Origin of the sequence: Echinicola vietnamensis DSM 17526 (assembly GCF_000325705.1) — a bacterium.
In the GTDB taxonomy this organism is placed as follows: Bacteria; Bacteroidota; Bacteroidia; order Cytophagales; family Cyclobacteriaceae; genus Echinicola; species Echinicola vietnamensis.
In genome coordinates this window covers 5,254,097-5,277,336 of sequence record NC_019904.1, presented here as the reverse complement: position 1 = coordinate 5,277,336, position 23,240 = coordinate 5,254,097, and the positions used below count along the sequence as shown (strand labels likewise).

The following is a 23,240-nucleotide window of genomic DNA, read 5'->3' as shown; positions in this document are numbered from 1 at the left end:
AATAGATGTCATCAAAGAATACGCGGATCGCCAAGAATTCGTTGTCGCTCTATCTTCGGATGCTGATAACGATGGGGGTTTCGCTATACACCGCAAGGGTGGTACTGCAGACCCTTGGGGTAAGCGATTATGGGCTCAACACGGTCGTAGGAGGGGTGGTGACCATGTTTTCCTTCCTCAGTGGTACGATGGCCTCGGCCACCCAGCGGTTCTTGAACTATGAGCAGGGTACCGAGGACGATAACAGTCTAAGGAAGGTGTTCAGCACCAGTCTTTATATCCATTACCTGATCGCCCTGGTGGTATTGGTGCTGGCAGAGACGGCCGGACTTTGGTTTTTGAATACCCGGTTGAACATTCCGGAAGGCAGGATGGTAGCGGCCAACTGGGTGTACCAGTTTTCCATACTTTCCTTTGTGCTGACAGTGGTCAATGTGCCCTATAATGCTGCCATAATTGCCAACGAGCGCATGACGGCATTTGCCTATATCAGTGTGATCGATGTGGTGCTGAAGCTGTTGATCGTCTATTTGCTCCAGTTGTTCATGGTGGACAAATTGATCCTGTACGGGTTTTTGACCTTCTGCGTCACCTTTGCGGTCAGGATGGCCGTGCGCTGGTATTCCCGCAAGAATTTCGAGGAATGTCGGGTAGGGGTGAGCAAGGATGAAACGTTCTTTAAAAAGATGATGGGGTTTTCCGGATGGACCATGATGAGCAGTGTCTCCGTGGTCCTGCGCAACCAGGGAATTGCAGTGGTGCTCAACATGTTCTTTGGAACGGTAGTGAATGCGGCACAGGGAATATCCAACCAGATCAATACCGTGGTGACGACCTTTGCAAGGAACTTTACCCAGGCGGTAAATCCACAGATCGTCAAGCAGTATGCGGCAGGTGATCTGACGGGCATGAAGAAGCTGCTGGTCACCAGTGTGAAGATGTCCTTTTTCCTGATCCTGTTGATCTCGTTGCCCATATTCATCGAGGCTCCGTTTATCCTGAAGCTATGGCTGGGGGAAGTGCCCGAGCACACGGTGGTGTTTGTGCGTTTGGTAATGGTAAGGGCCCTGATCGAATCCTACGCCAATCCAGTGGCCACGGCACAGGCGGCTACCGGCAAGGTAAGGAACTACCACATTACCCTCAGTGTCATTGGGCTGATGAACCTTCCCATCAGTTATGTGATGCTCATGATGGGCTACGAACCTGAGTCCACCCTGGTGGTTGCGATCCTCTTGTCCGCACTGATCAGCTTCATCAGGGTGTCGTTCCTGAGGAAATCTATCGGGTTTAAGTTCAGGGACTTCCTGACCGGGGTGTTGTTGCCTTCGGTGGTCGTGATCATTTTGGCCGTGCCCATACCTGGGTATTTGTACTATGTGATGCCGGCAAACGTGGTGAATTTCATCATCAAGGTGCTTTGTGCCTGCGCCACGGTACTGGCGGCAGTGTACCTGGTAGGGCTTTCCAAGCAGGAACGGAATTTTATCAATAATATCGTTATCAAGAAAATATTAGGAAAACGTAAGAAATGAAAAGTCTCATCAAGCGATTGGTCCCCAAGGGGATGAGGAACAAACTAAAGGGAATGGCACCCGGGAATTCGGGCGGGCAGGCCGTTGCGGTTCCCTATACCATCCAGGTGTCGACTCCCGGTCTCCTGAAAGGAAAAGTGGCCGTCGTGACCGGGGGCAGCGGAGCTATTGGAAGGGCCATCTGTTGTCGTTTGGCAGCGGACGGTGCCCTGGTGGTCGTCTGTGGAATGAGCCATGACAAGATGCAAGGGGTAGTGGACGAGATCGGAGCCAATGGCGGTAAGGCGGTAAAGAGGCAGCTGGACATCTCCAGTGAGGAAAAGATCATCGAATTTTACCAGTGGCTGAAAGAAAGCTACGGGCAGTTGGATATTTTGGTAAATTGCGCAGGCGGAAGTGCCCGGCAGGCAAGCAGGCCAATTTATGAACTGGAGACCGAGACCATAGATACCACCTTGCACGTGAACCTTCGGGGGGCGATACTTGTCACTCGGGAGGCTTCCAAGATCATGGTAGCGGCAAAGCGGGGGACAATCGTTTCGGTGACCTCGGTGATCGGGGAACATGGGAAGGCAAAGTTTTCCGAATATGCCGCGGCAAAGGCAGGTATCATTGCCTTTACCAAATCCATAGCCATGGAGCTGGGCAAGCTCGGCATTACGGCGAACTGTGTGTCCCCCGGAATCGTTCAGCGGGGCACCATTACCCCGGCGCAGATGGCAAAATTAAAGAAGACCAACTACATGAACGACTATGGCCGCCCAGAGGATATCTCCGAAATGGTGGCCTACCTCACCAGGGAAGAAGGAAAGTTCATTACCGGACAGAACTTTAAGGTGGACGGAGGACGGAGCCTGGGACTGAAGGGAGATTGACGCTCCTGTGGAGCAGCAGGCAAATGGTCCTGCCTTGCCGATGGGATAGTGGTGCGCCAAGCAATTTACCTTGCCCCTGGAGGCAACGGTCGGGAACATAAAAAAGGATTTTTAAGATAACCTTACTATAATAACAATTGATTATTTAACAAATAACAGCTAGAAAAATGAAAATTACTGTAGTAGGAACCGGATATGTAGGCTTGGTTTCAGGAGCCTGTTTTGCCGATGTCGGCATTGAAGTGGTCTGTGTGGACATCGACCAAAAGAAAATCGATAAGCTCAAGAACGGCATCATGCCCATTTATGAACCGGGGCTGGAAGAGATCGTTACCAGGAACTACAAGGATGGAAGGCTTTCCTTTTCCACCAACCTGGGCGAAGCTATCCAAGGGTCCGAAGTGGCCTTTATCGCCGTGGGAACGCCTCCGGGCGAGGACGGGTCGGCAGACCTCAAGTATGTGCTGGCCGTGGCCGATGAGATCGGCAGGACCATGTCCGATTATATCGTCGTGGCGACCAAGAGTACGGTTCCGGTAACGACAGGCTGTAAGGTAAAAGAGGCCATCCAACAGGCACTGGACAAGCGCAAGAGCGACCTGCCCTTTGCCGTGGCTTCCAACCCGGAATTTTTGAAAGAAGGTGCGGCAGTGGAAGACTTTTTGAAGCCGGACAGGATCATCATCGGCGTGGAGGATGAAAGGGCGGAAGAGATCATGAAGCGCCTGTACAAGCCCTTCCAGCTGAGCGGTGACCGGATCATCTACATGGACATTCCTTCTGCGGAAATGACCAAATATACCGCAAATGCCATGCTGGCCACCAAGATCAGCTTTATGAACGATATTGCCAACCTCTGCGAGCTGGTAGGTGCGGATGCCAATATGGTCAGGGCAGGGATCGGTTCGGACCCCAGGATCGGCAACAAGTTTATCTATCCCGGTGTGGGCTACGGCGGAAGCTGCTTTCCAAAGGACGTCAAGGCCATCATCCGGACGGCGAAGACCTACGGCTATGACCTGCGTGTCCTCCAATCCGTGGAAGCGGTAAATGACGACCAGAAACACCGTTTGGTGCACAAGATCAAGCAGCATTTCGGAGACGACCTCAGCGGCATGACCTTCGCCATGTGGGGACTGAGCTTTAAGCCCAATACCGACGATATGCGCGAGGCACCGGCCATTGTGATGATCAACGAACTCCGGGCCGCTGGCGCCAAGGTAAAGGCATATGACCCCATTGCCATGGAAGAGGCCAAGGAAGTGTACGTGGGCGATAAAGTGACCTACTGTGACGATGCCTATGATGCCTGTGTGGATGCGGATGCGCTGTTGCTGGTGACCGAATGGTCACAGTTCAGGATGCCGAGCTGGAGTGCATTGGGCAAATTGCTGAGCAATAAGGTAGTATTTGACGGCAGGAACATCTATGATAAGAAATACTTGGCGGAATTGGGCTTTACCCATTATGGCATCGGTATTTAATAATGCTTACCTTAAGGGGACAAAGCAAAACGAAAGGCAATGATTGGAACAACTGAAGGACATCAACTCTCCGGAGCAAAAGTATTGGTCACGGGCGGAGCCGGGTTTATCGGCTCCAACCTGATCGACGCCCTGCTGGAAGCCGGAAGCCGGGTGGTCTGTTTGGATAATTTCTCCACGGGCAAACGGACAAACTTGGAAAAGGCCCTGACCTCTTCCCGGTTTAGCCTGATCGAAGGGGATATTCGGGATTATACCACTTGTGCCGAGGCCGTGGAGGGATGCAAATGGGTGTTCCATCAAGCAGCATTGGGCTCTGTGCCGCGATCGATCGCCGACCCCATGACCTCTACCGATGTGAACATAGGGGGCTTCGTCAAAGTGCTCTTTGCCGCCAAGGAAGCAGGTGTACAGCGGGTGGTCTACGCGGCAAGCTCTTCAACATACGGTGATCATCCCGACCTGCCCAAGGTAGAGCATGTCATCGGCAATGCCCTTTCACCCTATGCCATCACCAAATATGTGGACGAGTTATTTGCCAAGAACTTTGCCGACACCTATGGGCTGGAAACCATTGGCCTGCGGTATTTCAACGTATTTGGCAGGAGACAGGATCCCGACGGGGCCTATGCAGCCGTCATCCCGAAATTTGTGCGGTGCCTGGTGGAAGGGGAATCCCCAAGGATTAACGGGGACGGTTCCTTTTCCAGGGACTTTACCTATATCGACAATGTCATCCAGGCCAATGTCAAGGCGGCCGTGACCGGGACGGCACTGATGAAGGCAAACCTTGCAGAGTATCATGCCCATATCGGCCGGCCGTTCAACACCGATGCGGTCATCTCAGAAGTGTTCAACGTGGCTTTTGGGGAGCGGGTAAACCTGAACGAGCTGGGAAGTTACCTGAAAGAAGAACTGTCAAAATTTGACAAGGAAATATCCGGGATCCCCATGGAATACGGTCCGCAGCGGGCCGGTGATGTGCCCCATTCCCTGGCTTCCATCGAGAAGGGCAGAAAGGTGATAGGGTATGAACCTGAATATTCCGTAAGGCAGGGACTGGGATTGGCATGTGAATGGTATTGGAATAGTTTTAAAAAAGAGCGTAACTTTGAAGCTGATTTTTAAACGTCAAGATAAACTTAACCAAACGAATGAAAATTACGAACGTAGTATTGTCCGGAGGGGTAGGCAGCAGGCTTTGGCCCCTTTCCCGAAAAAGTTGTCCCAAACAATACTTGCCTATTTTTGAGGAAAGGACCTTGTTCCAAAAGACGGTGGAGCGGAACCAGCCCCTGTGCGATCAACTGATGATCGTCGGCAACCAGGCCAACTATGAACTGTCCCGAAAGGATATTAAAGGGCTTGGCATTACCAAATATATCGAAGTGATCGAGGCCTGTCCCCGGAATACGGCAGCGGCCATTGCCTTTGCGGCGTTTCGTTCCGGGCCGGAGGATATTCTTTTTGTGACTCCCTCGGACCACCTGATTACCACGGGAGATGCCTATACTAAAAGTGTTGAGAGGGCCATTGAATTGGCCAAGGAAGACCATATCGTGACCTTCGGCCTCAAACCTACCCGCCCGGAAACCGGGTTTGGCTATATCGAGGCCGACGGGGAGTCGGTAAAGGGTTTCCGGGAAAAACCTGATCTGGCAACCGCAGAGCAGTTTTTAGAGCAGGGGAATTTTCTTTGGAACTCGGGTATGTTCTGCTTCAAGGCGCAGGTATTCCTTTCCGAGCTGGAAAGCTATGAGCCGGAGGTATTCAAACGTTCGCAAGAGGCCATGGAGGCGGCATCGGATGGGTTTTTGGACAAAGAACTGTCCATGAAGATCCCTTCTATATCGGTGGATTATGCCGTGATGGAGCGCACACGGAAAATAAAGGTAGTGCCATCCTCATTTGGCTGGTCGGACATGGGCTCTTTTGAGTCGGTATTCGAGTACATGGAGCAGCACGGCTATGAGCCCGATGCGCAGGGCAATATGATCATCGGCAGCAATGTCCACACGGAATTCGTGGGACTGGAAAATACCATTTTGGTACAGACCAAAGATGCCATCCTGGTACTGAAAAAGGAAAGTGCCCAGGACGTGAAAAAGGTGTTTGAGAAGTTGGAAAAGGATAAGCCTGAGCTGGTGGATTAGTAAAAGTCCAACGTAAAGGGCATGTGAAATCATAGAGCGATAAACCGGATAAATGAATGTAGAGGCACTTACTTTGGTAGCGGTAGGGGCAGCTAAGTCAGCAGGAACGGAGATCATGGAAGTGTATGGGGCTCCCGACATAGGATTGGCCTACAAAGAGGATGATTCCCCATTGACACGAGCAGACAAAGCAGCCCATCATTGTATTCTTGAGATACTTCAGGAGACAGGGCTACCGGTGCTTTCTGAAGAAGGAGAAGAGGTTCCTTATGCGGTCCGAAGCCAATGGGATTGGTTTTGGATGGTGGATCCATTGGACGGGACCAAAGAGTTTGTCAAAAGAAACGGTGAATTTACCGTGAACATTGCCCTGATCCATGAGGGACGTCCCGTGCTTGGCGTGGTCTATGCCCCGGTGATGGGCTGGATGTATTGGGGGAGCGAAGCGGAGGGTGCCTGGAAGCAGGTAGGTGACCGACCTCCATTCCGGTTAGGTCAGGTACAGAAAGAACAAGTAGGGACCATGGTCGTGAGCCTGTCCCATCCGAGTGCACGGACCAGGGCCTTTATGGCGGACTACCCCGAGGCCAGTGTGATCAGTATGGGCAGTTCGCTGAAGTTTATGTTGCTGGCCGAAGGCAAAGCGGAGATTTACCCCCGTTTTGCACCCTGCATGGAATGGGACACCGCTGCGGCCCATGGCGTGTTAAAGGCGATGGGAGGGCAGGTGTTGCAGGCCGAAAGTGATCAATCGTTGGAATACAACAAAAAGGATTTACATAACCCATATTTTATAGCCAGTACGGTGACGTAGAAAGAGGAATGATCGAATGCCATGCGATTTCCTTTTGTGAAAGGTGCAGTCAACGGGCTGCACCTATGTTTTATAAGCGTGCAGAACGAAAAAACAAGGACCTGGCATTTAGTTTGGTGGCTGCAAGGACGCTTAGTAGTAAAACCACGGATAATTAAAAATGCCACAAATTCCTAGAGGCACAAAATGCATGCTTTAACCTGCACTGGAAGGAATTTATAATTACTTGGAGCGTTTATGGCCTATTATTGTTCAGATAAATAAAGAGATTTATCGCTTCCAGAAATCATGGCTTGATCCAAAATCCAACCAAACAACTATATTTGTGAAACATCAATAAAACCAAAACAGACCTATTCTTACATTGCTTTATAATAGACACTACTCATGAATACGCTACTTTTTCCGCTTGAAAAAGCAAACATTGCCGTTATTGGCCTGGGCTATGTAGGCCTGCCCCTTGCCGTAGAATTTGCCAAGAAGTATCCGGTGACGGGCTTTGATATCTCCGGCCCCAGGGTAGAGGAGCTCTCCAAGGGAAAGGACCATACCCTGGAGGTGGAGGATGAACTTTTACGGTCCGTATTGGTCAACGACAAAAATGAGTTGGGGGATGGGGCAACCGGTTTTTACCCCACCTGCTCGGAGCGGGATATTGCTGATTGCAACGTTTATATCGTGACGGTGCCCACGCCTACCGACAAGCACAACCGTCCCGTGCTGACCCCAATGCTCAAGGCTTCCAAGGCCATCGGTAAGGTGTTGAAAAAAGGAGATGTGGTGATCTATGAATCTACCGTGTACCCCGGGGTGACCGAGGAGGAGTGCGTGCCGGTGCTGGAAAAAGGTTCAGGACTGAAATTCAACCAGGACTTTTTTGTGGGCTATTCCCCGGAAAGGATCAACCCTGGGGACAAGGAGCATACTGTTGCCAAGATATTAAAAGTGACTTCCGGTAGCTGCCCTGAAGCGGCCGAGTTTATCGATGGACTTTACCGGTCGGTCATCACGGCAGGGACCTTCAAGGCTTCCTCCATAAAAGTGGCCGAGGCGGCCAAGGTCATCGAGAATTCCCAGCGGGACATCAACATTGCCTTTGTCAACGAGCTTTCCAAGATCTTTAACCTGTTGCATATAGATACCCAGGAAGTACTGGAGGCGGCCGGTACCAAATGGAACTTCCTCCCTTTCCGCCCAGGCCTGGTCGGTGGGCACTGCATCGGGGTAGATCCTTTTTACCTTGCCCAAAAGGCGCAGGAAGTAGGATATCACCCCGAGATCATTTTGGCAGGAAGGCGCCTGAACGATTCCATGGGCAAACATGTCGCCACCGAGGTGATCAAGCACATGATGCGCAAGGACCTCAAGGTGATGGAATCCAAGGTGCTGATCCTGGGATTTACCTTCAAAGAGGATTGTCCAGATGTACGCAATACACGCGTGATCGATATTTACCGGGAACTGGAGAATTTTGACATTCATGTAGACGTCTACGACCCCTGGGCCAATCCTTCGGAAGTGGCGCACGAATACCATATCCAGGTGCTGGACCGTGACCAACAGCCGGACCTGTCTGGCTATTCGGCGATTATCCTGGCCGTTGCCCATCAGGAATTCAAGACCTGGACCATCCAAAAGTCCGATAAGCAGGTGGTTTACGATGTCAAGGGCATGCTGGACAAAGGCTTGGTGGATGCACGGCTGTAATCGGCTAGTGCTTTATCCGCTTGTCCCCTAGGAGAGGTGAAACTATTCTGCCATGGATGGACACGGATAAACACAGATTTAATGTTTTGATTTACTCAACTTCTCTTTTGAGTGAACTCCAGGAGCGGTTCCTCTCCTCACGGGAGAGGCTAGGAGAGGTAAAAACCATCCGAATTACCCCCTATGAGGCTGTTTCATAAATCAATAATCCGTCATCACGAGCGGAGTGAAGTGATCTCGATGTGCTTTCATTGCACGTATGACGAGATTGCTTCTTCCGATATCCATCGGAATCGCAATGACGAGGACTTATAAGACAACCTCAATTGTTCGGATATTTTCATGTTTCCATAGTTAAATGGATCAAAGGCTCAAATGGACAAAGGTTTAGGTGGGTGCTTTAGGCTGAGAGCCACCTAACTGAATACAGAGAAGGTACAATCAATACTTTTCCCATTTTAATCCTGAAGAAAGCACCAAAAAATCCTTAGTGCCTTCGAGCCTTCGTGGCCTATAACGAACACTCCTCCCATATTTACCACTCGATCCCTCTCCTCACAGGAGAGGCTAGGTGAGGTATAATATTCTTCAGTTATCGGTTGTTATCACGATTTATATGATGTAAAAAGAACTTAAAAATTATTTTTTTGCAATACATCATTTGATGTTTTCTTTTGAAGTGCTGATTTTCATTTGTACAACAATATTATGTGAATGTTATAAAATACGAAGTTAAGGGCGTTTTTAACGAAAAAAATGAAAAGTTTTGGAGATGTAATGTCTAACGAGTACTTTTGGTGCTCGTTAGGCCAAGGTGCTTTTTTATGCTCGATTCTTTGATTACATCCAAGACCAGACTGCGACTGTTGGTAAAGTTTTTTATCAACGCTGATAACCATAGTCACCTCCGTGGCCTGGCCGAGGAGTTTGGTGAATCCACCAATGCCATAAGAAAGGAGCTTAACAACCTGTCCGAAGCGGGTTACCTTCAAAAGGCTTCTGAAAAAAACAGGATCAGCTACAGTGCCAACACCCGGCACCCTTTGTTTTTTTCCCTACAGGATATCATCCGAAAATACATTGGCCTGGACACGCTGGTGGAGGAGGTCCTGAACCGGATGGGAGATGTGGAAAGTGTCATTCTTACCGGAGATTATGCCAATGGTCTCGATACGGGTACCATTGATGTCAGTATCAAGGGAAATGCGTTAAATGAAGAATACCTCGACATTCTGGGGAAACGTATCCAAGAAATGATCGACCGAAAAGTGAATTTTACCGTACTGGGAGATAATTCCCAGTCTGGCATCATTTTATATAATAAAGCGGCTGAGTAAGCAATTTAGCCTACTTGGCTTTTCTGATTACCTATCCCGATAAGCACGAAAATGTGACTGACCGGGCGAAGCTGTGGGCGGAGCCCAATAAAGAATTATAAATGAGGAATGATGAATTTAGATATTCATGGTGAATATACATGTAGTAATGGTCATAACATTCTCCATTCATAATTTCTAACTCTAAATTCAAAGCCTTAGGCTATTGACTTTTATTAAATCAATCTAACAGTAAAAAATATGAAAATCACTGTAGTAGGTACCGGTTATGTCGGGTTGGTTTCAGGAGCTTGTTTTGCAGACGTAGGGATTGAAGTGGTGTGTGTGGACATTGATCAGAAGAAGATCGATAAGCTCAAGCAAGGTGTGATGCCGATCTATGAACCTGGGCTCGAAGAAATCGTCGTACGGAACTATGAAAGTGGTCGACTGAAGTTTACCACCGATTTGGGAGAAGCCATCCAAGGATCAGAAGTGGCGTTTATCGCCGTGGGCACACCTCCGGGTGAGGATGGTTCTGCTGATCTCAAATATGTCTTGGCCGTGGCAGATGAAATTGGGCAAAAGATGTCCGACTATATCGTAGTGGCGACGAAAAGTACCGTTCCGGTAACCACGGGCAAGAAGGTTGAGCAGGCCATTAAGGTAGCGTTGGAAAAGCGGGACAGGGCCTTGGATTTTGCAGTAGCCTCAAATCCTGAATTCCTAAAAGAAGGTGCCGCGGTAGAGGACTTTTTAAAGCCGGATAGAATTGTGATCGGAGTGGAGGACGAAAGGGCAGAAAAGATCATGAGAAGGCTATATAAGCCTTTCCAGCTGAGCGGAGAGCGGATCATCTATATGGACATTCCCTCTGCAGAAATGACCAAATATACCGCAAATGCCATGTTGGCCACCAAGATCAGTTTTATGAACGACATTGCTAACCTTTGTGAGTTGGTAGGGGCCAATGCAAACATGGTACGCAAAGGCATCGGGTCAGATCCCAGAATTGGAAATAAATTTATTTACCCTGGTGTGGGATATGGGGGATCTTGTTTTCCCAAAGATGTAAAGGCGATTGTAAGAACTGCAAAGCAATATGGTTATAACCTTCGGGTGCTCCAAGCAGTGGAGGATGTCAACGATGACCAGAAGCATGTATTGGTCAAAAAGGTAAAGAAGCACTTTGGTGAGGATTTGACAGGAATGACCTTTGCGATGTGGGGACTGAGCTTTAAGCCAAATACCGATGACATGCGCGAGGCGCCGGCCATTGTAATGATCGATGAACTACGGGCAGCAGGAGCAGAAGTGAAAGCCTATGACCCCATAGCCATGGATGAAGCCAAGGAGGTATATGTGGGGGATAAAGTCACTTATTGTAAGGATGCTTATGATGCTTGCATCGATGCAGATGCTTTGCTCCTCGTGACAGAGTGGTCGGAATTCCGACTACCCAGTTGGTCAACGCTGAGCAAACTGCTCAAAAATAAAGTCGTCTTTGACGGTAGAAACATCTACGATGCCAAGTATTTGAAAGAGGAAGGGTTTGAGCACTATGGCATTGGCATTTAATAGGTAGACGGTTGGATTGAAGAGTTGTCATGCTGACGTGAGGAAGCATCTTTACGAAAAACGTCATCGAAATAAGACTCTCACCCCTTAGGATGCCAGTTCGTTACCTTTGAACAACACTTTATTTAAGGTGTAGAATCGATGGTTAAACCTTTAGGGACACATAATTATTTTGTGTACATTCTAACCAATAAAAATAAAACGGTATTGTACACTGGAGTTACAAATGATTTAAGAAACAGGTTATATCAACATGCTAATCCTGAAAAGAAGACCAGTTTCACATCAAAATACAATTGTTTCTATTTGATTTATTGGGAAAGATTTCCAGTTGTTTCAGAAGCTATACAAAGAGAAAGAGAGATTAAAGGTTGGAGACGGGAAAAAAAGGTTAAGTTGATAAATGATCATAATCCAAAATGGAAGTTTTTAAATGATGAAATTTAGATTTATTTCCGCCTTTGATTGACAATCGCCTTGTCATGCGGACGCCAGGAAGTATCTCTACGGAAATCGTTATCGTAAAAAGATTCCTCCTGATGTCGGAATGACAAATATTCAATCATACTGACGTGAGGATACATCTCGACATTTGCTACTTGCGAAAAAAGATTCCTCCTTACCTCGGAATGACAATAATACGATTCAATAATATCTCAGTTCAACAACACAACAATTCGACAATAACACAATAAGTATGTCCATCAATATCAAAGCTTTTTCCCTTACCCTGATCATGTTTATCATTTCGATAGCGCTACACGCCCAGTCACTATCGGACATCAAAAGTGTAAAAGTGGACCAGCTGACGGATGCGCAGATTGCGACCATCGTCCAGAAGGCTGAGGAACAGGGAATTTCCAAATCGCAGATTCCGGCACTTGCCGAGGAGCGGGGAATGCCTGCCATGGAAGCCAGTAAACTGGCCACGCGGATCAACCAACTAAACAGCGCGGGTGTATCAGCTGATGAGGCAAATAGTGGTACTATGGCGCAAAGACAATTGACGGATACGGCTAGAATAGGAAGGGATAGAAGTGAAGCAGACAGTCTATCAGAGGAGGAAAAAAAGATCTTTGGCTATGGGCTGTTTCATAACAAAAAGCTGAATTTCTCTCCCAACTTGAACATTCCGACGCCGCAAAGTTATGTGATCGGCACGGGAGACCAGTTGCTGATCGATATCTATGGCGACTCGCAGCAGTCGTATGACCTGAGCGTAAATCCGGAAGGACGGGTCTACATCCCTAATGTAGGCCCTATCAATGTGGGCGGTTCCACCATTCAAGCGGCTACTGCCCGGATCAAAAGGGAGCTGAGTAGCATCTATGCAGATTTAAACAGCAGTAATCCCCGGACCTTTATGCAGATCCGTTTGGGGAATATTCGTTCCATTCAAGTGGCTATGGTGGGAGAGCTGCAAAACCCAGGAGACTACACCTTGCCCTCCTTTGCATCGGTGTTCAATGCCCTGTATGCCGCGGGAGGACCGAATCGGCAAGGTTCCTTTAGAAATATCAGGGTATTCCGGGATTCGCGCCAAATTGCAGAGGTGGATGTCTATGAATTCTTGATGAACGGCAACCAGCAGCAAAACGTGCGCCTCCAAGACAACGATGTTATCATGGTACCGGCAGTAGAGACCCGTGTGGAAGTACAGGGGCCGGTGAGAAGGGAAGGCTTGTTCGAAATCCAAGCCGATGAAGATATCAACGACCTGATCCGCTATGCCGGAGGATTTAAAAGTGAAGCGTATACCGGCAGAGTGGCAGTGCGTAGGGTTTCTGATCAAGCCAGGGAAGTGGCAGACGTCAGTAAGGAGGCGTTTGGTAGCTTTAAGGTCAAGGATGGGGATATATTCTTGATCGGTAAAAAGTTGGAGCGTTTCGAAAATAGGGTGCAAATTTCAGGCGCAGTGTTCCACCCCGGAGAATTTGCCTTGTTTGAAGGAATGACGGTAAAAGACCTGATCGATAAAGCAGAAGGACTTCGCGGAGAAGCCTTTTTAAACCGGGCGACCCTTTATCGGACCCAACAGGACATGACCTTGGAGATTGTTCCAGTAGATGTGAAAGGGGTGGTAAACGGTACGGCTCAAGATATTATTTTACAGCGAGAAGATGTCCTGCACATACCGAGCAAGTATGACCTTAAGGAAGAGTATTATGTAAAGATCTCGGGTGAAGTCAATCGCCCAGGAGCCTTTGCCTTTGCCGATAATATGACCGTGGAGGATTTGGTGCTAAAAGCAGGTGGCTTTAAGGAGTCCGCTTCAGATGCTTATATCGAAGTGGCCAGAAGAGTAAAAGATCGCACCAACGGCCAAATCGCGGAAATCTTTACCATTGATATCGATGAAAACCTGGAAATAGATTCCGGTGATGAAGAAGTGGTATTGGAACCTTTTGACCATATCATTATCCGAAGAAGCCCCGGTTTCCAACGAGAAAAGATGGTGCGTGTAGAAGGGGAAGTAAACTATCCTGGACAATATACAATTTCCACTGCAAATGAACGTATTTCTGACTTGCTTAAACGGGCAGGAGGAATGAACCAGTTTGCCTATGCCAAAGGAGCCAAACTGATTCGAAGAACAGAATATTTTGTGCCGAAGAGTGACAATGAAGTCAGGAGCGAAAATTTAAGGGAAGTAAAGGAAAATTTGGTAAAAGAGGAGGGGAAAAATACAGAGGCAGAAGTAAATATGCTAAACCGGATTGATAAGAAAATCAATGACAAAGGAGGAGATATCTCCAATCAAAAGGGCTTGGCTGCAGATGAATTTAGAGCGGAGCGTGTTACAGATGTCTCCCAGTCGGATAGTACCAGGGCAGCAAAAGTGGAATTTAAGACTCAGGAAATGGTGGGGATAGACCTCCTTAAAATATTGGAAAATCCCGGATCCGATCAGGATTTGATATTACAAGAAGGAGATATTTTAAGTATTCCCAAGGAGCTTCAAACAATTCGCATGCGGGGAGAAGTATTGTTTCCCACTTCAGCTCGATTCGAATCCGGAAAGAGTTTTAAAGGATATATATCTAAAGCCGGAGGTTTTACGGACAATGCCCGAAAAGGAAAATCTTATGTGATTTATGCCAATGGGGATGTGAAGCGGACCAAGAACTTTATTTTCTTCAAGGATTATCCTAAAATGGAGCCAGGGGCGGAGATTATTGTTCCTGAAAAGCCGGAAAGAGAGCCGATGTCCGCTACAAACTGGATTGGACTGGCTTCCAGCTTGGCTACTTTGGGGATTTTAATTGATCGATTGGCGGAATAATCACTTCTCATTGGGATCCCATATGATGTGGAAGATGAGCATAGGAAGGCAAACTCGGGCCTAAGTACCTTAATTATTAAAAGGACCTTTTAGTTATAATTTAATTTGCGATGAACAACGACTCAACCAAATATATTGCATCTACAAAAGACGATGAAATAGACCTTTTGGCGTTAGCCAAAACTGTGTGGGGTAGACGAAAGCTAGTATTTAGGATTGTGGGAGGATTTTTTGTTTTGGGATTACTGATCGCATTATTATCCCCAAAAGAATTTACCGCCAAGGGGACGTATCTTCCCCAAACTTCCGAAGGGGGGAAGGCCGGAGGGTCGCTTTCAGGCTTGGCCTCCCTGGCAGGAATAAACCTTGGAGGAATGAGTGGAGGTTCAGAAATTCCTCCCATGTTATATCCCAAAATTGTGGGTAGTATTCCCTTTAAAAAGGCTATGTTAACTGCCCCGTTGCAGTTTGAGGGAATTGATCAAACAGTGACTTATCAAGAATACTATGAAGAGTACTACTCACCCGGTTTTTTGGGCTATATCAAAAAATATACACTTGGTTTACCAGGGGTTATCATAAAAGCTATCAAAGGAGAAACAGAAGCGGAGGAGGTTGTAAATAAGGAAGGAGAAATGATTACTGTATCAGGTGAAGAGCTGAGACATTTTAAAAGGCTCAATGGTCAAATCTCGATTTCTTTTAATGATAAGGAGGGGTTTGTGGAACTCTCCACGGTTATGCCTGAACCGAAGGCAGCAGCTCAACTGGCAAAGTATGCGGAGCAGTTACTGCAACAGGAAGTGATTGCCTTCAAAGTTAAAAATGCAGCCGAGCAATTAAAATTTACCGAGGAAAGGTACCAGGAAAAGAAAAGGGAATTTGGAAATATACAAACAAAGTTGGCTCACTTCAGGGATAGAAATCAAAACATCTCCAGTTCCGTTGCATTAAATCAATTGGAAAAGCTGGAAGCGGAGTATAATTTGGCTTTCTCGGTCTATTCCGAATTGGCCAAGCAATTGGAGCAAGCTAAGCTTCAAGTGAGTAAGGATACACCTGTTTTTTCAGTGATTGATCCTATTACCGTGCCGGCAGAAAAGTCTGCGCCTAAGAGGTCAATGATATTAGTGGTTTTTGTTGTTTTGGGACTTGTAATTTCCTTAGGGATAATATTAGGGCTAGAATACTTTAACACTATAAAAGAAGAATGGCGGGGTACTTAATCCGAAAAAAAATATAGTATTTACGAGAATACAATTCTAATGATAATCGAAAATTTTTCATTCTTTCTTTAAAATAATCAACTTCATTTTAGTAAATAATAAAATAAAATATGAATACAGCTCTTTTACCTTTGCACCAATCTAAAATTGCGGTGATTGGTTTAGGTTATGTCGGTTTACCGCTAGCGGTTGAATTAGCCAAGTACTATCCTACTGTGGGTTATGATATTTCTCCCAAAAGGATAGAAGGATTAGAAGAAGGGCATGATTTTACTTTGGAAGTAGAGGATGAAAAGTTACAATCTTCTTTAGTGAAGTCTTCGATCGGTTTGGATCATAAAGGCAAAGGCTTTTTACCTTCGAATGACGTTTCAGAAATTTCATCCTGCAATATTTTTATTGTAACTGTTCCAACCCCTATAAATGAACATAAGACACCGGATCTTCAACCATTGATTGCAGCGAGTACCATGTTGGGAAAACTTTTAAAGAAAGGAGATGTGGTCATTTATGAATCTACCACCTATCCGGGATGTACAGAAGAAGATTGCGTACCGATATTGGAGCGTGAATCTGGTTTGATATTTAATCAGGATTTTTATTGTGGTTATTCCCCAGAAAGGATTAATCCAGGAGATAAGGTGAACACCTTGACCAAAATCAAAAAAGTGACTTCGGGTTCAACCCCAGAAGTTGCGGACTATGTAAATGAACTTTATGCTTCAATTATTGAGGCAGGTACCTATAAAGCTTCAAGTATTAAGGTAGCAGAAGCTTCTAAAGCTATAGAAAATGCCCAAAGGGATGTCAATATTTCCTTTGTCAACGAATTGGCCTTAATTTTCGATCGCTTAGGTATTGATACGAATGAGGTGTTGGAAGCTGCTGGTACTAAATGGAATTTCTTAAAATATAAGCCTGGCTTAGTAGGAGGACACTGTATAGGGGTAGATCCTTATTATTTGGCCCATAAGGCTGAGCAAGTTGGCTATCATCCTGCAGTTATCCTCTCTGGAAGAAGAGTAAATGATAATATGGGGATGTTTGTGGCCAATAAAGTGATCAAATTGATGATCCAAAAAGGTAAGACCATTAAAGGAAGTAAGGCATTAATTTTAGGATTTACTTTTAAGGAAAATTGCCCAGATATCCGTAATACCAGGGTTATAGATATATATAAAGAATTAAATCAATTTGGTTTAGAGGTGGATGTTTATGATCCTTGGGCCTCCAGAGAAGAAGTGCAAGAAGAATATGGAATACAACTAACTTCAAAAAATAAATTAAGTAAATATGATGCTGTTATTTTAGCTGTAGGACATAAAGAGTTTAGCGATATGGATCTTGAGGATATAAAAACTAATGGTCTGTCTGTATTGTATGATACGAAAGCGTTTTATAGAAAGGATTTAGTACATGGAAGACTTTAAAACTAAGATTTTTAGATTTGTTTCAATCATCTAATATGGTAATAAGTAAGTCTAACATATATTTATTTCTTTACGAAATTTTTTTCTTTGGGATAATGACATTATGTTATTTAAATGTCATTATCCCTTTTTGGGGTTACTTAGGTTTTAAAAATAATTTTAATGAACATTCATTTTATATTGGAATAATCATTGTTATTTTTTTTACTGGACTTGGGATTAAACTGAAATCAAATTTTATTTCAACGGTATGGCATTTCATATTGATTTATTTATTTTATCCACAGGTAATATATTATTTTTCAACTTCAAATAATTTATTGCCAGTAGTTGGTTATATTATATTACTGATAGTATTTTTAGTAATTATTAAACTTCCTCTACCATTACTCGCCCTTCCTAAATTTAGTATTGAAACTTCAGAAAAAAATTTTTTAATAGTGTTCTGGGGTAGTTCCTTTTTAGTTTTTCCTTATTTAATATATTTTAAACATGTTGACTTTAACAATTTACTTCTTTCTGATATTTATGATACAAGATTGTCCTTTAGAGACGTTTCTAAACCTGGGATATTAAATTACTTACTATCACCACTTTCTAGAGTTATATTACCATCTCTGTTAGTAGTTGCTCTTTTAACAAGAAGATTTTTTTATGTTGGATTATGTTTTGTTTTTGTTGCTTATTTATTTTTAGCAAATGGAGCGTTGAAGAGTATTTTCTTGGGTTTTTTTGCTGTTGTGTTTTTTTATTTGGGTTCAACATTTCGGAAAAAACTCATTTTATTTATGAGCTTGATTTTGATACTGTGTTTTCTTTCAATTACGGAATATGAAATATACAGTACAGGATTTTTATCAGATATGGCAATTAGAAGGGTGTTTTTTGTACCTCCTTATTTTGAAGATTTATATTATAGTTATTTCAATGAACATAATTTTACTTATTACACACATTCTTTCCTTTCTTTTTTTAAATCCGGCGAGTCTAATTTATCGTTATCCAGAAAAATGGGGCAATACTTTTCTGGAAATGAAGATTTGAATGCAAATATTGGAATAATACCTGATGGTTTCTTAAGCATTGGTTGGATAGGAGTCGTATTACATTCAATTATATTTTCTATATCATTTAAAATCTTTAGCAATGTTAATGTCGGAAAGGAATATTTCGGGTTGTTTTTTGTTTATATCTATTATGCAAATACAGCTTTTATTGGGACTTTTTTTATTTCTCACGCTTTCCTTTTTTTATTAATATTTGTTTACATATTTCTAAATAATAAAAACAAATCTATAACAAATACAATATATGAGTAAAGTAGCATTAATTACTGGGGTAACAGGCCAAGACGGTGCGTACCTTAGCGAATTCTTATTAAAGAAAGGGTATTTGGTTCATGGTATAAAAAGAAGAAGTTCATTATTCAATACTGATAGAATTGATCATTTGTATCAAGACCCTCATGAAGAGAATAGAAACTTTTTTCTTCATTATGGTGATATGACAGATAGCACTAATTTAATAAGATTGATTCAAGAAATTCAACCTGATGAAATATATAATTTAGCTGCAATGAGTCATGTTCATGTTTCTTTTGAGACACCAGAATATACAGCAAACGCAGATGGTTTAGGGACCTTAAGGATCTTAGAAGCGATTAGACTTTTAGGCCTCGAGTCGAAAACTAAAATATATCAAGCATCTACTTCCGAATTGTATGGGAAAGTACAGGAGGTACCCCAAAAAGAGACCACACCTTTTTATCCAAGAAGTCCATATGCTGTTGCTAAAATGTATGCCTATTGGATTACTGTAAATTATCGTGAGGCTTATGGTATTTACGCATGTAATGGAGTTTTATTTAATCATGAATCCCCAATCCGAGGAGAAACTTTTGTTACAAGAAAAATTACTAGGGCTGTTTCAAAAATTGCTTTAGGCTTACAAGATAAATTTTACCTAGGAAATCTTGATTCTAAAAGAGACTGGGGCCATGCAAAAGATTATGTTCGAATGATGTGGATGATTTTACAAGCTGAAAAGGCAGAGGATTGGGTGATTGCTACTGGAATAACAACGACTGTCAGAGATTTTGTTCGAATGGCATTTAGTTATGTTGGTATTGAATTAGATTTCCAGGGAGATGGTGAGAATGAAGTGGCGTTAGTTAAAGCGTGCAATAACCCCGAATATCAAATACCAATTGGGAAGGAGATTTTATCAGTGGATCCAAAATATTATCGTCCTACTGAAGTAGATCTTTTAATTGGTGATTATTCTAAGGCAAAGAAGAAATTAGGATGGGAACCTAAATATGACCTAAGTGACTTAATTGATGAAATGATGGAGTCTGACTTGAAACTTATGACCAAACAGCAATTCCTGAAATCGGGTGGATACGAAATAAAAAATTATTATGAGTAAAAATAAGCCAATTTCAAGAATACTTTTGACTGGTGGGAGTGGGATGGTTGGCAGAAATATTTTGGAATATTCATCATTAATGCCGTATTATGAAATATTTTCTCCCAATAGTAAAGAGCTTAACCTGCTAAATAAAACCGATGTATACCAATACATCAATAAAACTAAACCTGATATAATAGTTCATGCAGCAGGGAAAGTTGGAGGAATACAAGCAAACATGGCTGATCCAGTTAATTTTTTATTAGAAAATTTAAACATGGGGCAGAATGTGATTTTAGGAGCAAAAGAAAATAACGTAAAAAAATTTCTTAATTTAAGTAGTTCTTGTGTATATCCCAGAAATGCAGTAAATCCTCTTCAAGAAAATTTAATATTGAAAGGAGAACTAGAACCAACCAATGAAGGATATGCTTTAGCTAAAATTTTTTCTACAAAGCTATGTGAGTATATTTCTAAGGAGGATCCGAGTTTCTTGTATAAAACCGTTATTCCATGTAATCTTTATGGAAAGCACGATAAATTTTCACCAAATAATTCACATATGCTTCCGGCAGTTATAAGGAAAATAGATGCTGCAAAAAGAAAGGGTATAAAGAAAGTTGATATTTGGGGAGATGGTAATTCTCGTAGAGAATTTATGTATGCAGAAGATTTGGCTGATTTTATCTTTTATGCATTAAAAAAGCTAGAATCTATGCCTCAAAATCTTAATGTTGGATTAGGTGTGGATTATTCAATTAATGAATATTATGAAACAGTAGCCAAAATAATAGGGTACGAGGGAGAATTTTTTCATGATTTATCAAAGCCCGTTGGTATGAAACAAAAAGTAGTTGATGTAAACAGATTAAATGAGTTTGGTTGGAAACCAAGTTTTTTACTTTCGGAAGGAATAAAAAGAACTTATCAATATTTCAAAGAAAATTATAATGATTAAATATCCATTGGCAACCTCAACATGGGATGATGCTGAACTACAGGCTATTAAAAATGTGATAGCAAAAGATATGTATACTATGGGGGAATATGTGCAAAGTTTTGAAAATGATTTTGCAAAATTCTTAGGCTCAAAATATTGTGTTATGGTGAATTCAGGGTCCTCAGCAAATTTATTAGCTGTGGCAGCCTTGTTTTATAAAAAAAATGATCCACTTAAAAAGGGGGATGAAGTTATTGTTCCTGCAGTATCATGGTCGACTTCATATTATCCATTGTATCAATATGGACTTAAGCTCAAATTTGTTGATATTGATATAAACACTTTAAATTATGATCTTGAAGCTTTAGAAGCTGCGGTTAATGATAAAACTAGAATGATACTAGCTGTCAATCTTCTCGGAAATCCTAACAACTTTGATAGGATTAACAGGATTATAGCAGATAAAGATATATTACTTTTGGAAGATAACTGCGAGTCGCTTGGAGCTACTTTTAATGGTAAGCAGGCAGGGACATTCGGAATCATGGGAACTTTCTCTACATTCTATTCTCATCATATTGCTACGATGGAAGGTGGTGTTATTTCAACTGATGATAAAGAATTGTATCATATTCTTTTAAGCTTAAGGTCCCATGGATGGACTAGACATCTACCAAAAGAAAATGAGGTTTCTAATAAAGGAGATGATTGGTTTAAGGAATCATTTAGATTTGTTCTTCCTGGATATAATGTTCGCCCTGTAGAGATGAGTGGGGCCATTGGAATAGAGCAACTTAAAAAACTAGATGATTTTATTAATGTAAGAAGGTCAAATGCTAAATATTTCAAAGAATTATTTTCCGGTAATGATGAGTTTATTTTACAAGAGGAATTAGGAGAGAGTAGTTGGTTTGGGTTCAGTATAATTTTAAAAGATAGTGCTAAGTACCGTAGAGATGAGTTGGTTGAATTATTAACTAATAAGGGAATAGATTGTCGACCAATAGTTACTGGGGACTTTACCAAGAATGAAGTATTAAAATATTTTGATTATGAAATTCATGGTGAAATGAAATCTGCTCAAAAGTTGGATACAAATGGATTATTTGTAGGTAATCATCAAATTGATCTTAAGGATCAAATTAATTATTTATATTCAATAATTTAAAATATAATCCACCCCTTTCAATAAAAGAGGGGTGGAGTTCTTTTCGTGATAGGTGTAATTTTGAATTTGAGTAAGTCTAGTTATTTTAGATTAATAGCAAATCAAGCTATTTATGTAATCATAGCCCAATTAATTCCTGTTATTTGTAGCCCTATTCTTACGAGAGTATATGATGAAAATGGAATGGCCGAAGTTACGGGCTTGGTTTCGTTATGTAGCATATTAATTGTTGCTTCAACTGGAAAGTTGGAAAATGCTTTAGTTTTAGAAAAAAATAAAGGAAGAATAAAAGATGTATTAGGATTAAACACCTTATTTGCATTCATTTTTTTTGTAATTGTATTCGCATTAGTTTTTATTTTTAAGGATTTTTTAGTTCGTAGTTTCAAATTAAACCATACGGTTTATTTAGTTCCCTTTTATGTTCTCTTTTATGCATTTTTTAATATTTTAAATTATTGGTTTATTAGAGAGAAAAAATTCACATTAAAGGCAATTTCTAAAATTGTTGAATCAATTATTTATGTGGCATTAGCCTTACTCGTAGCAAAGGTTTTTGGAAGAAATGAATTTGGATTGGCAATAGGTAAAATTACTGGTGTAATCATTGGGTGTTTGTTCCTATTTCTGAAAGCTAAATCGAGCCTTCCTGTTGTAAAGTATAATTTTAAGAGTATGAAAAATATATTCTTAAAATATAAAGATTTTCCTCTGCATAATGTTCCATCTAATATGATTAATATTGTTGGGATCCAGCTAATTGTAGTTTTTTTAGGGATTTATTATACCAAGGAAGAAGTTGGATATTTTGGCCTTGCCAATATGATCGTTGTTTTGCCTGTATCTTTTGTCGCTCAAACTATTAGTAATATTTTCTTTGAAAAGGTCGTTGAATCATTTAAAAGTGGTAAAGTATCTGAGGTGAAATCTACGTTTTTAAATACATTAGGAATTTTGCTTTTATTTGGAATTCCAGTTTTTCTTACATTAAAATTTTATGGAGAGGATATTATCGTATTGATTTTTGGAAAAGATTGGGAAATATCAGGTAAAGTGGTGGAGATAATTAGTTTAGTTTTTATTTCCCAAATTTTAGTTAGTCCATTAGGGATCATATTGGTTGGAATAAATAAAATCAAACTAAATGCGTATTGGCAATACGGTAGGTTTATACTAATGGTTTTTCTACTTTTTATAGGAGCAGATTTATTAAGATTGGATTATTTCGACTTATTATTTTTATACAGTATAGGAGTTTTAGTGAGTTATGTTTTTTATTTAGTTATAATTTTTAAGTCTGTATTTGGATTAGGTAAATAGAA

General features: G+C 42.4%; 18 protein-coding genes. All 18 read left to right on the top strand.

The window, feature by feature from the left end; all coding sequences use genetic code 11:
* Positions 1 to 5 precede the first annotated feature (5 nt).
* The 18 genes from ECHVI_RS21510 to ECHVI_RS21425 all read left to right on the top strand — a co-directional run bounded on the left by ECHVI_RS21510 (position 6) and on the right by ECHVI_RS21425 (position 23,238).
* Positions 6 to 1,535, top strand: coding sequence for an MATE family efflux transporter (locus ECHVI_RS21510; protein ID WP_015268119.1), 1,530 nt, complete (start codon positions 6 to 8; stop codon positions 1,533 to 1,535).
* Positions 1,532 to 2,410 carry an SDR family NAD(P)-dependent oxidoreductase gene (locus ECHVI_RS21505; RefSeq protein WP_015268118.1) on the top strand — a complete coding sequence of 293 codons (879 nt, stop codon included), beginning with the start codon at positions 1,532 to 1,534 and terminating at the stop codon, positions 2,408 to 2,410. The genes ECHVI_RS21510 and ECHVI_RS21505 overlap by 4 nt, the downstream gene beginning before the upstream one ends.
* Before the next feature lie 167 nt (positions 2,411 to 2,577).
* Positions 2,578 to 3,894, top strand: a complete 1,317-nt coding sequence (locus ECHVI_RS21500; RefSeq protein ID WP_015268117.1) for a UDP-glucose dehydrogenase family protein — start codon at positions 2,578 to 2,580, stop codon at positions 3,892 to 3,894.
* A 39-nt stretch (positions 3,895 to 3,933) separates the two neighbouring features.
* Positions 3,934 to 5,022 (top strand): SDR family oxidoreductase, encoded by a 1,089-nt coding sequence (locus tag ECHVI_RS21495; RefSeq protein ID WP_015268116.1) that lies wholly within the window; start codon positions 3,934 to 3,936, stop codon positions 5,020 to 5,022.
* 26 nt (positions 5,023 to 5,048) lie between these two features.
* Positions 5,049 to 6,047: a mannose-1-phosphate guanylyltransferase gene (locus ECHVI_RS21490; protein WP_015268115.1), complete on the top strand. Its 999-nt coding sequence runs from the start codon at positions 5,049 to 5,051 to the stop codon at positions 6,045 to 6,047.
* Positions 6,048 to 6,099: 52 nt separating this feature from the next.
* The gene (gene cysQ, locus ECHVI_RS21485) at positions 6,100 to 6,861 is read left to right on the top strand and encodes a 3'(2'),5'-bisphosphate nucleotidase CysQ (protein ID WP_015268114.1); all 762 of its coding nucleotides are present in this window, start codon (positions 6,100 to 6,102) and stop codon (positions 6,859 to 6,861) included.
* Positions 6,862 to 7,248: 387 nt separating this feature from the next.
* Entirely contained in the window at positions 7,249 to 8,568 is a 1,320-nt protein-coding gene (locus tag ECHVI_RS21480; protein WP_015268113.1) for a nucleotide sugar dehydrogenase, read from the top strand.
* A gap of 824 nt (positions 8,569 to 9,392) precedes the next feature.
* Positions 9,393 to 9,905, top strand: a complete 513-nt coding sequence (locus ECHVI_RS21475; protein ID WP_041739111.1) for a helix-turn-helix domain-containing protein — start codon at positions 9,393 to 9,395, stop codon at positions 9,903 to 9,905.
* Between the two features lie 240 nt (positions 9,906 to 10,145).
* On the top strand, positions 10,146 to 11,462 hold the full coding sequence (locus ECHVI_RS21470; RefSeq protein WP_015268111.1) for a UDP-glucose dehydrogenase family protein: 1,317 nt from the start codon (positions 10,146 to 10,148) through the stop codon (positions 11,460 to 11,462).
* A 141-nt stretch (positions 11,463 to 11,603) separates the two neighbouring features.
* Complete coding sequence (locus tag ECHVI_RS21465) at positions 11,604 to 11,909, top strand: GIY-YIG nuclease family protein (RefSeq protein WP_015268110.1); 306 nt, start codon at positions 11,604 to 11,606, stop codon at positions 11,907 to 11,909.
* 250 nt (positions 11,910 to 12,159) lie between these two features.
* On the top strand, positions 12,160 to 14,745 hold the full coding sequence (locus ECHVI_RS21460) for an SLBB domain-containing protein (RefSeq protein ID WP_015268109.1): 2,586 nt from the start codon (positions 12,160 to 12,162) through the stop codon (positions 14,743 to 14,745).
* A gap of 110 nt (positions 14,746 to 14,855) precedes the next feature.
* Positions 14,856 to 15,971 (top strand): GNVR domain-containing protein, encoded by a 1,116-nt coding sequence (locus ECHVI_RS21455; RefSeq protein ID WP_015268108.1) that lies wholly within the window; start codon positions 14,856 to 14,858, stop codon positions 15,969 to 15,971.
* 110 nt (positions 15,972 to 16,081) lie between these two features.
* The gene (locus ECHVI_RS21450; RefSeq protein ID WP_015268107.1) at positions 16,082 to 17,401 is read left to right on the top strand and encodes a nucleotide sugar dehydrogenase; all 1,320 of its coding nucleotides are present in this window, start codon (positions 16,082 to 16,084) and stop codon (positions 17,399 to 17,401) included.
* A gap of 95 nt (positions 17,402 to 17,496) precedes the next feature.
* Positions 17,497 to 18,720 (top strand): O-antigen polymerase, encoded by a 1,224-nt coding sequence (locus tag ECHVI_RS21445; protein ID WP_169316429.1) that lies wholly within the window; start codon positions 17,497 to 17,499, stop codon positions 18,718 to 18,720.
* The gene (gene gmd, locus ECHVI_RS21440; protein WP_015268105.1) at positions 18,713 to 19,828 is read left to right on the top strand and encodes a GDP-mannose 4,6-dehydratase; all 1,116 of its coding nucleotides are present in this window, start codon (positions 18,713 to 18,715) and stop codon (positions 19,826 to 19,828) included. The genes ECHVI_RS21445 and gmd overlap by 8 nt, the downstream gene beginning before the upstream one ends.
* Positions 19,821 to 20,768, top strand: a complete 948-nt coding sequence (locus tag ECHVI_RS21435) for a GDP-L-fucose synthase family protein (RefSeq protein ID WP_015268104.1) — start codon at positions 19,821 to 19,823, stop codon at positions 20,766 to 20,768. The genes gmd and ECHVI_RS21435 overlap by 8 nt, the downstream gene beginning before the upstream one ends.
* Entirely contained in the window at positions 20,761 to 21,918 is a 1,158-nt protein-coding gene (locus ECHVI_RS21430; protein ID WP_015268103.1) for a DegT/DnrJ/EryC1/StrS family aminotransferase, read from the top strand. Before ECHVI_RS21435 ends, ECHVI_RS21430 begins: the two co-directional genes overlap by 8 nt.
* Before the next feature lie 66 nt (positions 21,919 to 21,984).
* Positions 21,985 to 23,238 carry an oligosaccharide flippase family protein gene (locus ECHVI_RS21425; RefSeq protein ID WP_015268102.1) on the top strand — a complete coding sequence of 418 codons (1,254 nt, stop codon included), beginning with the start codon at positions 21,985 to 21,987 and terminating at the stop codon, positions 23,236 to 23,238.
* Positions 23,239 to 23,240 lie beyond the last annotated feature (2 nt).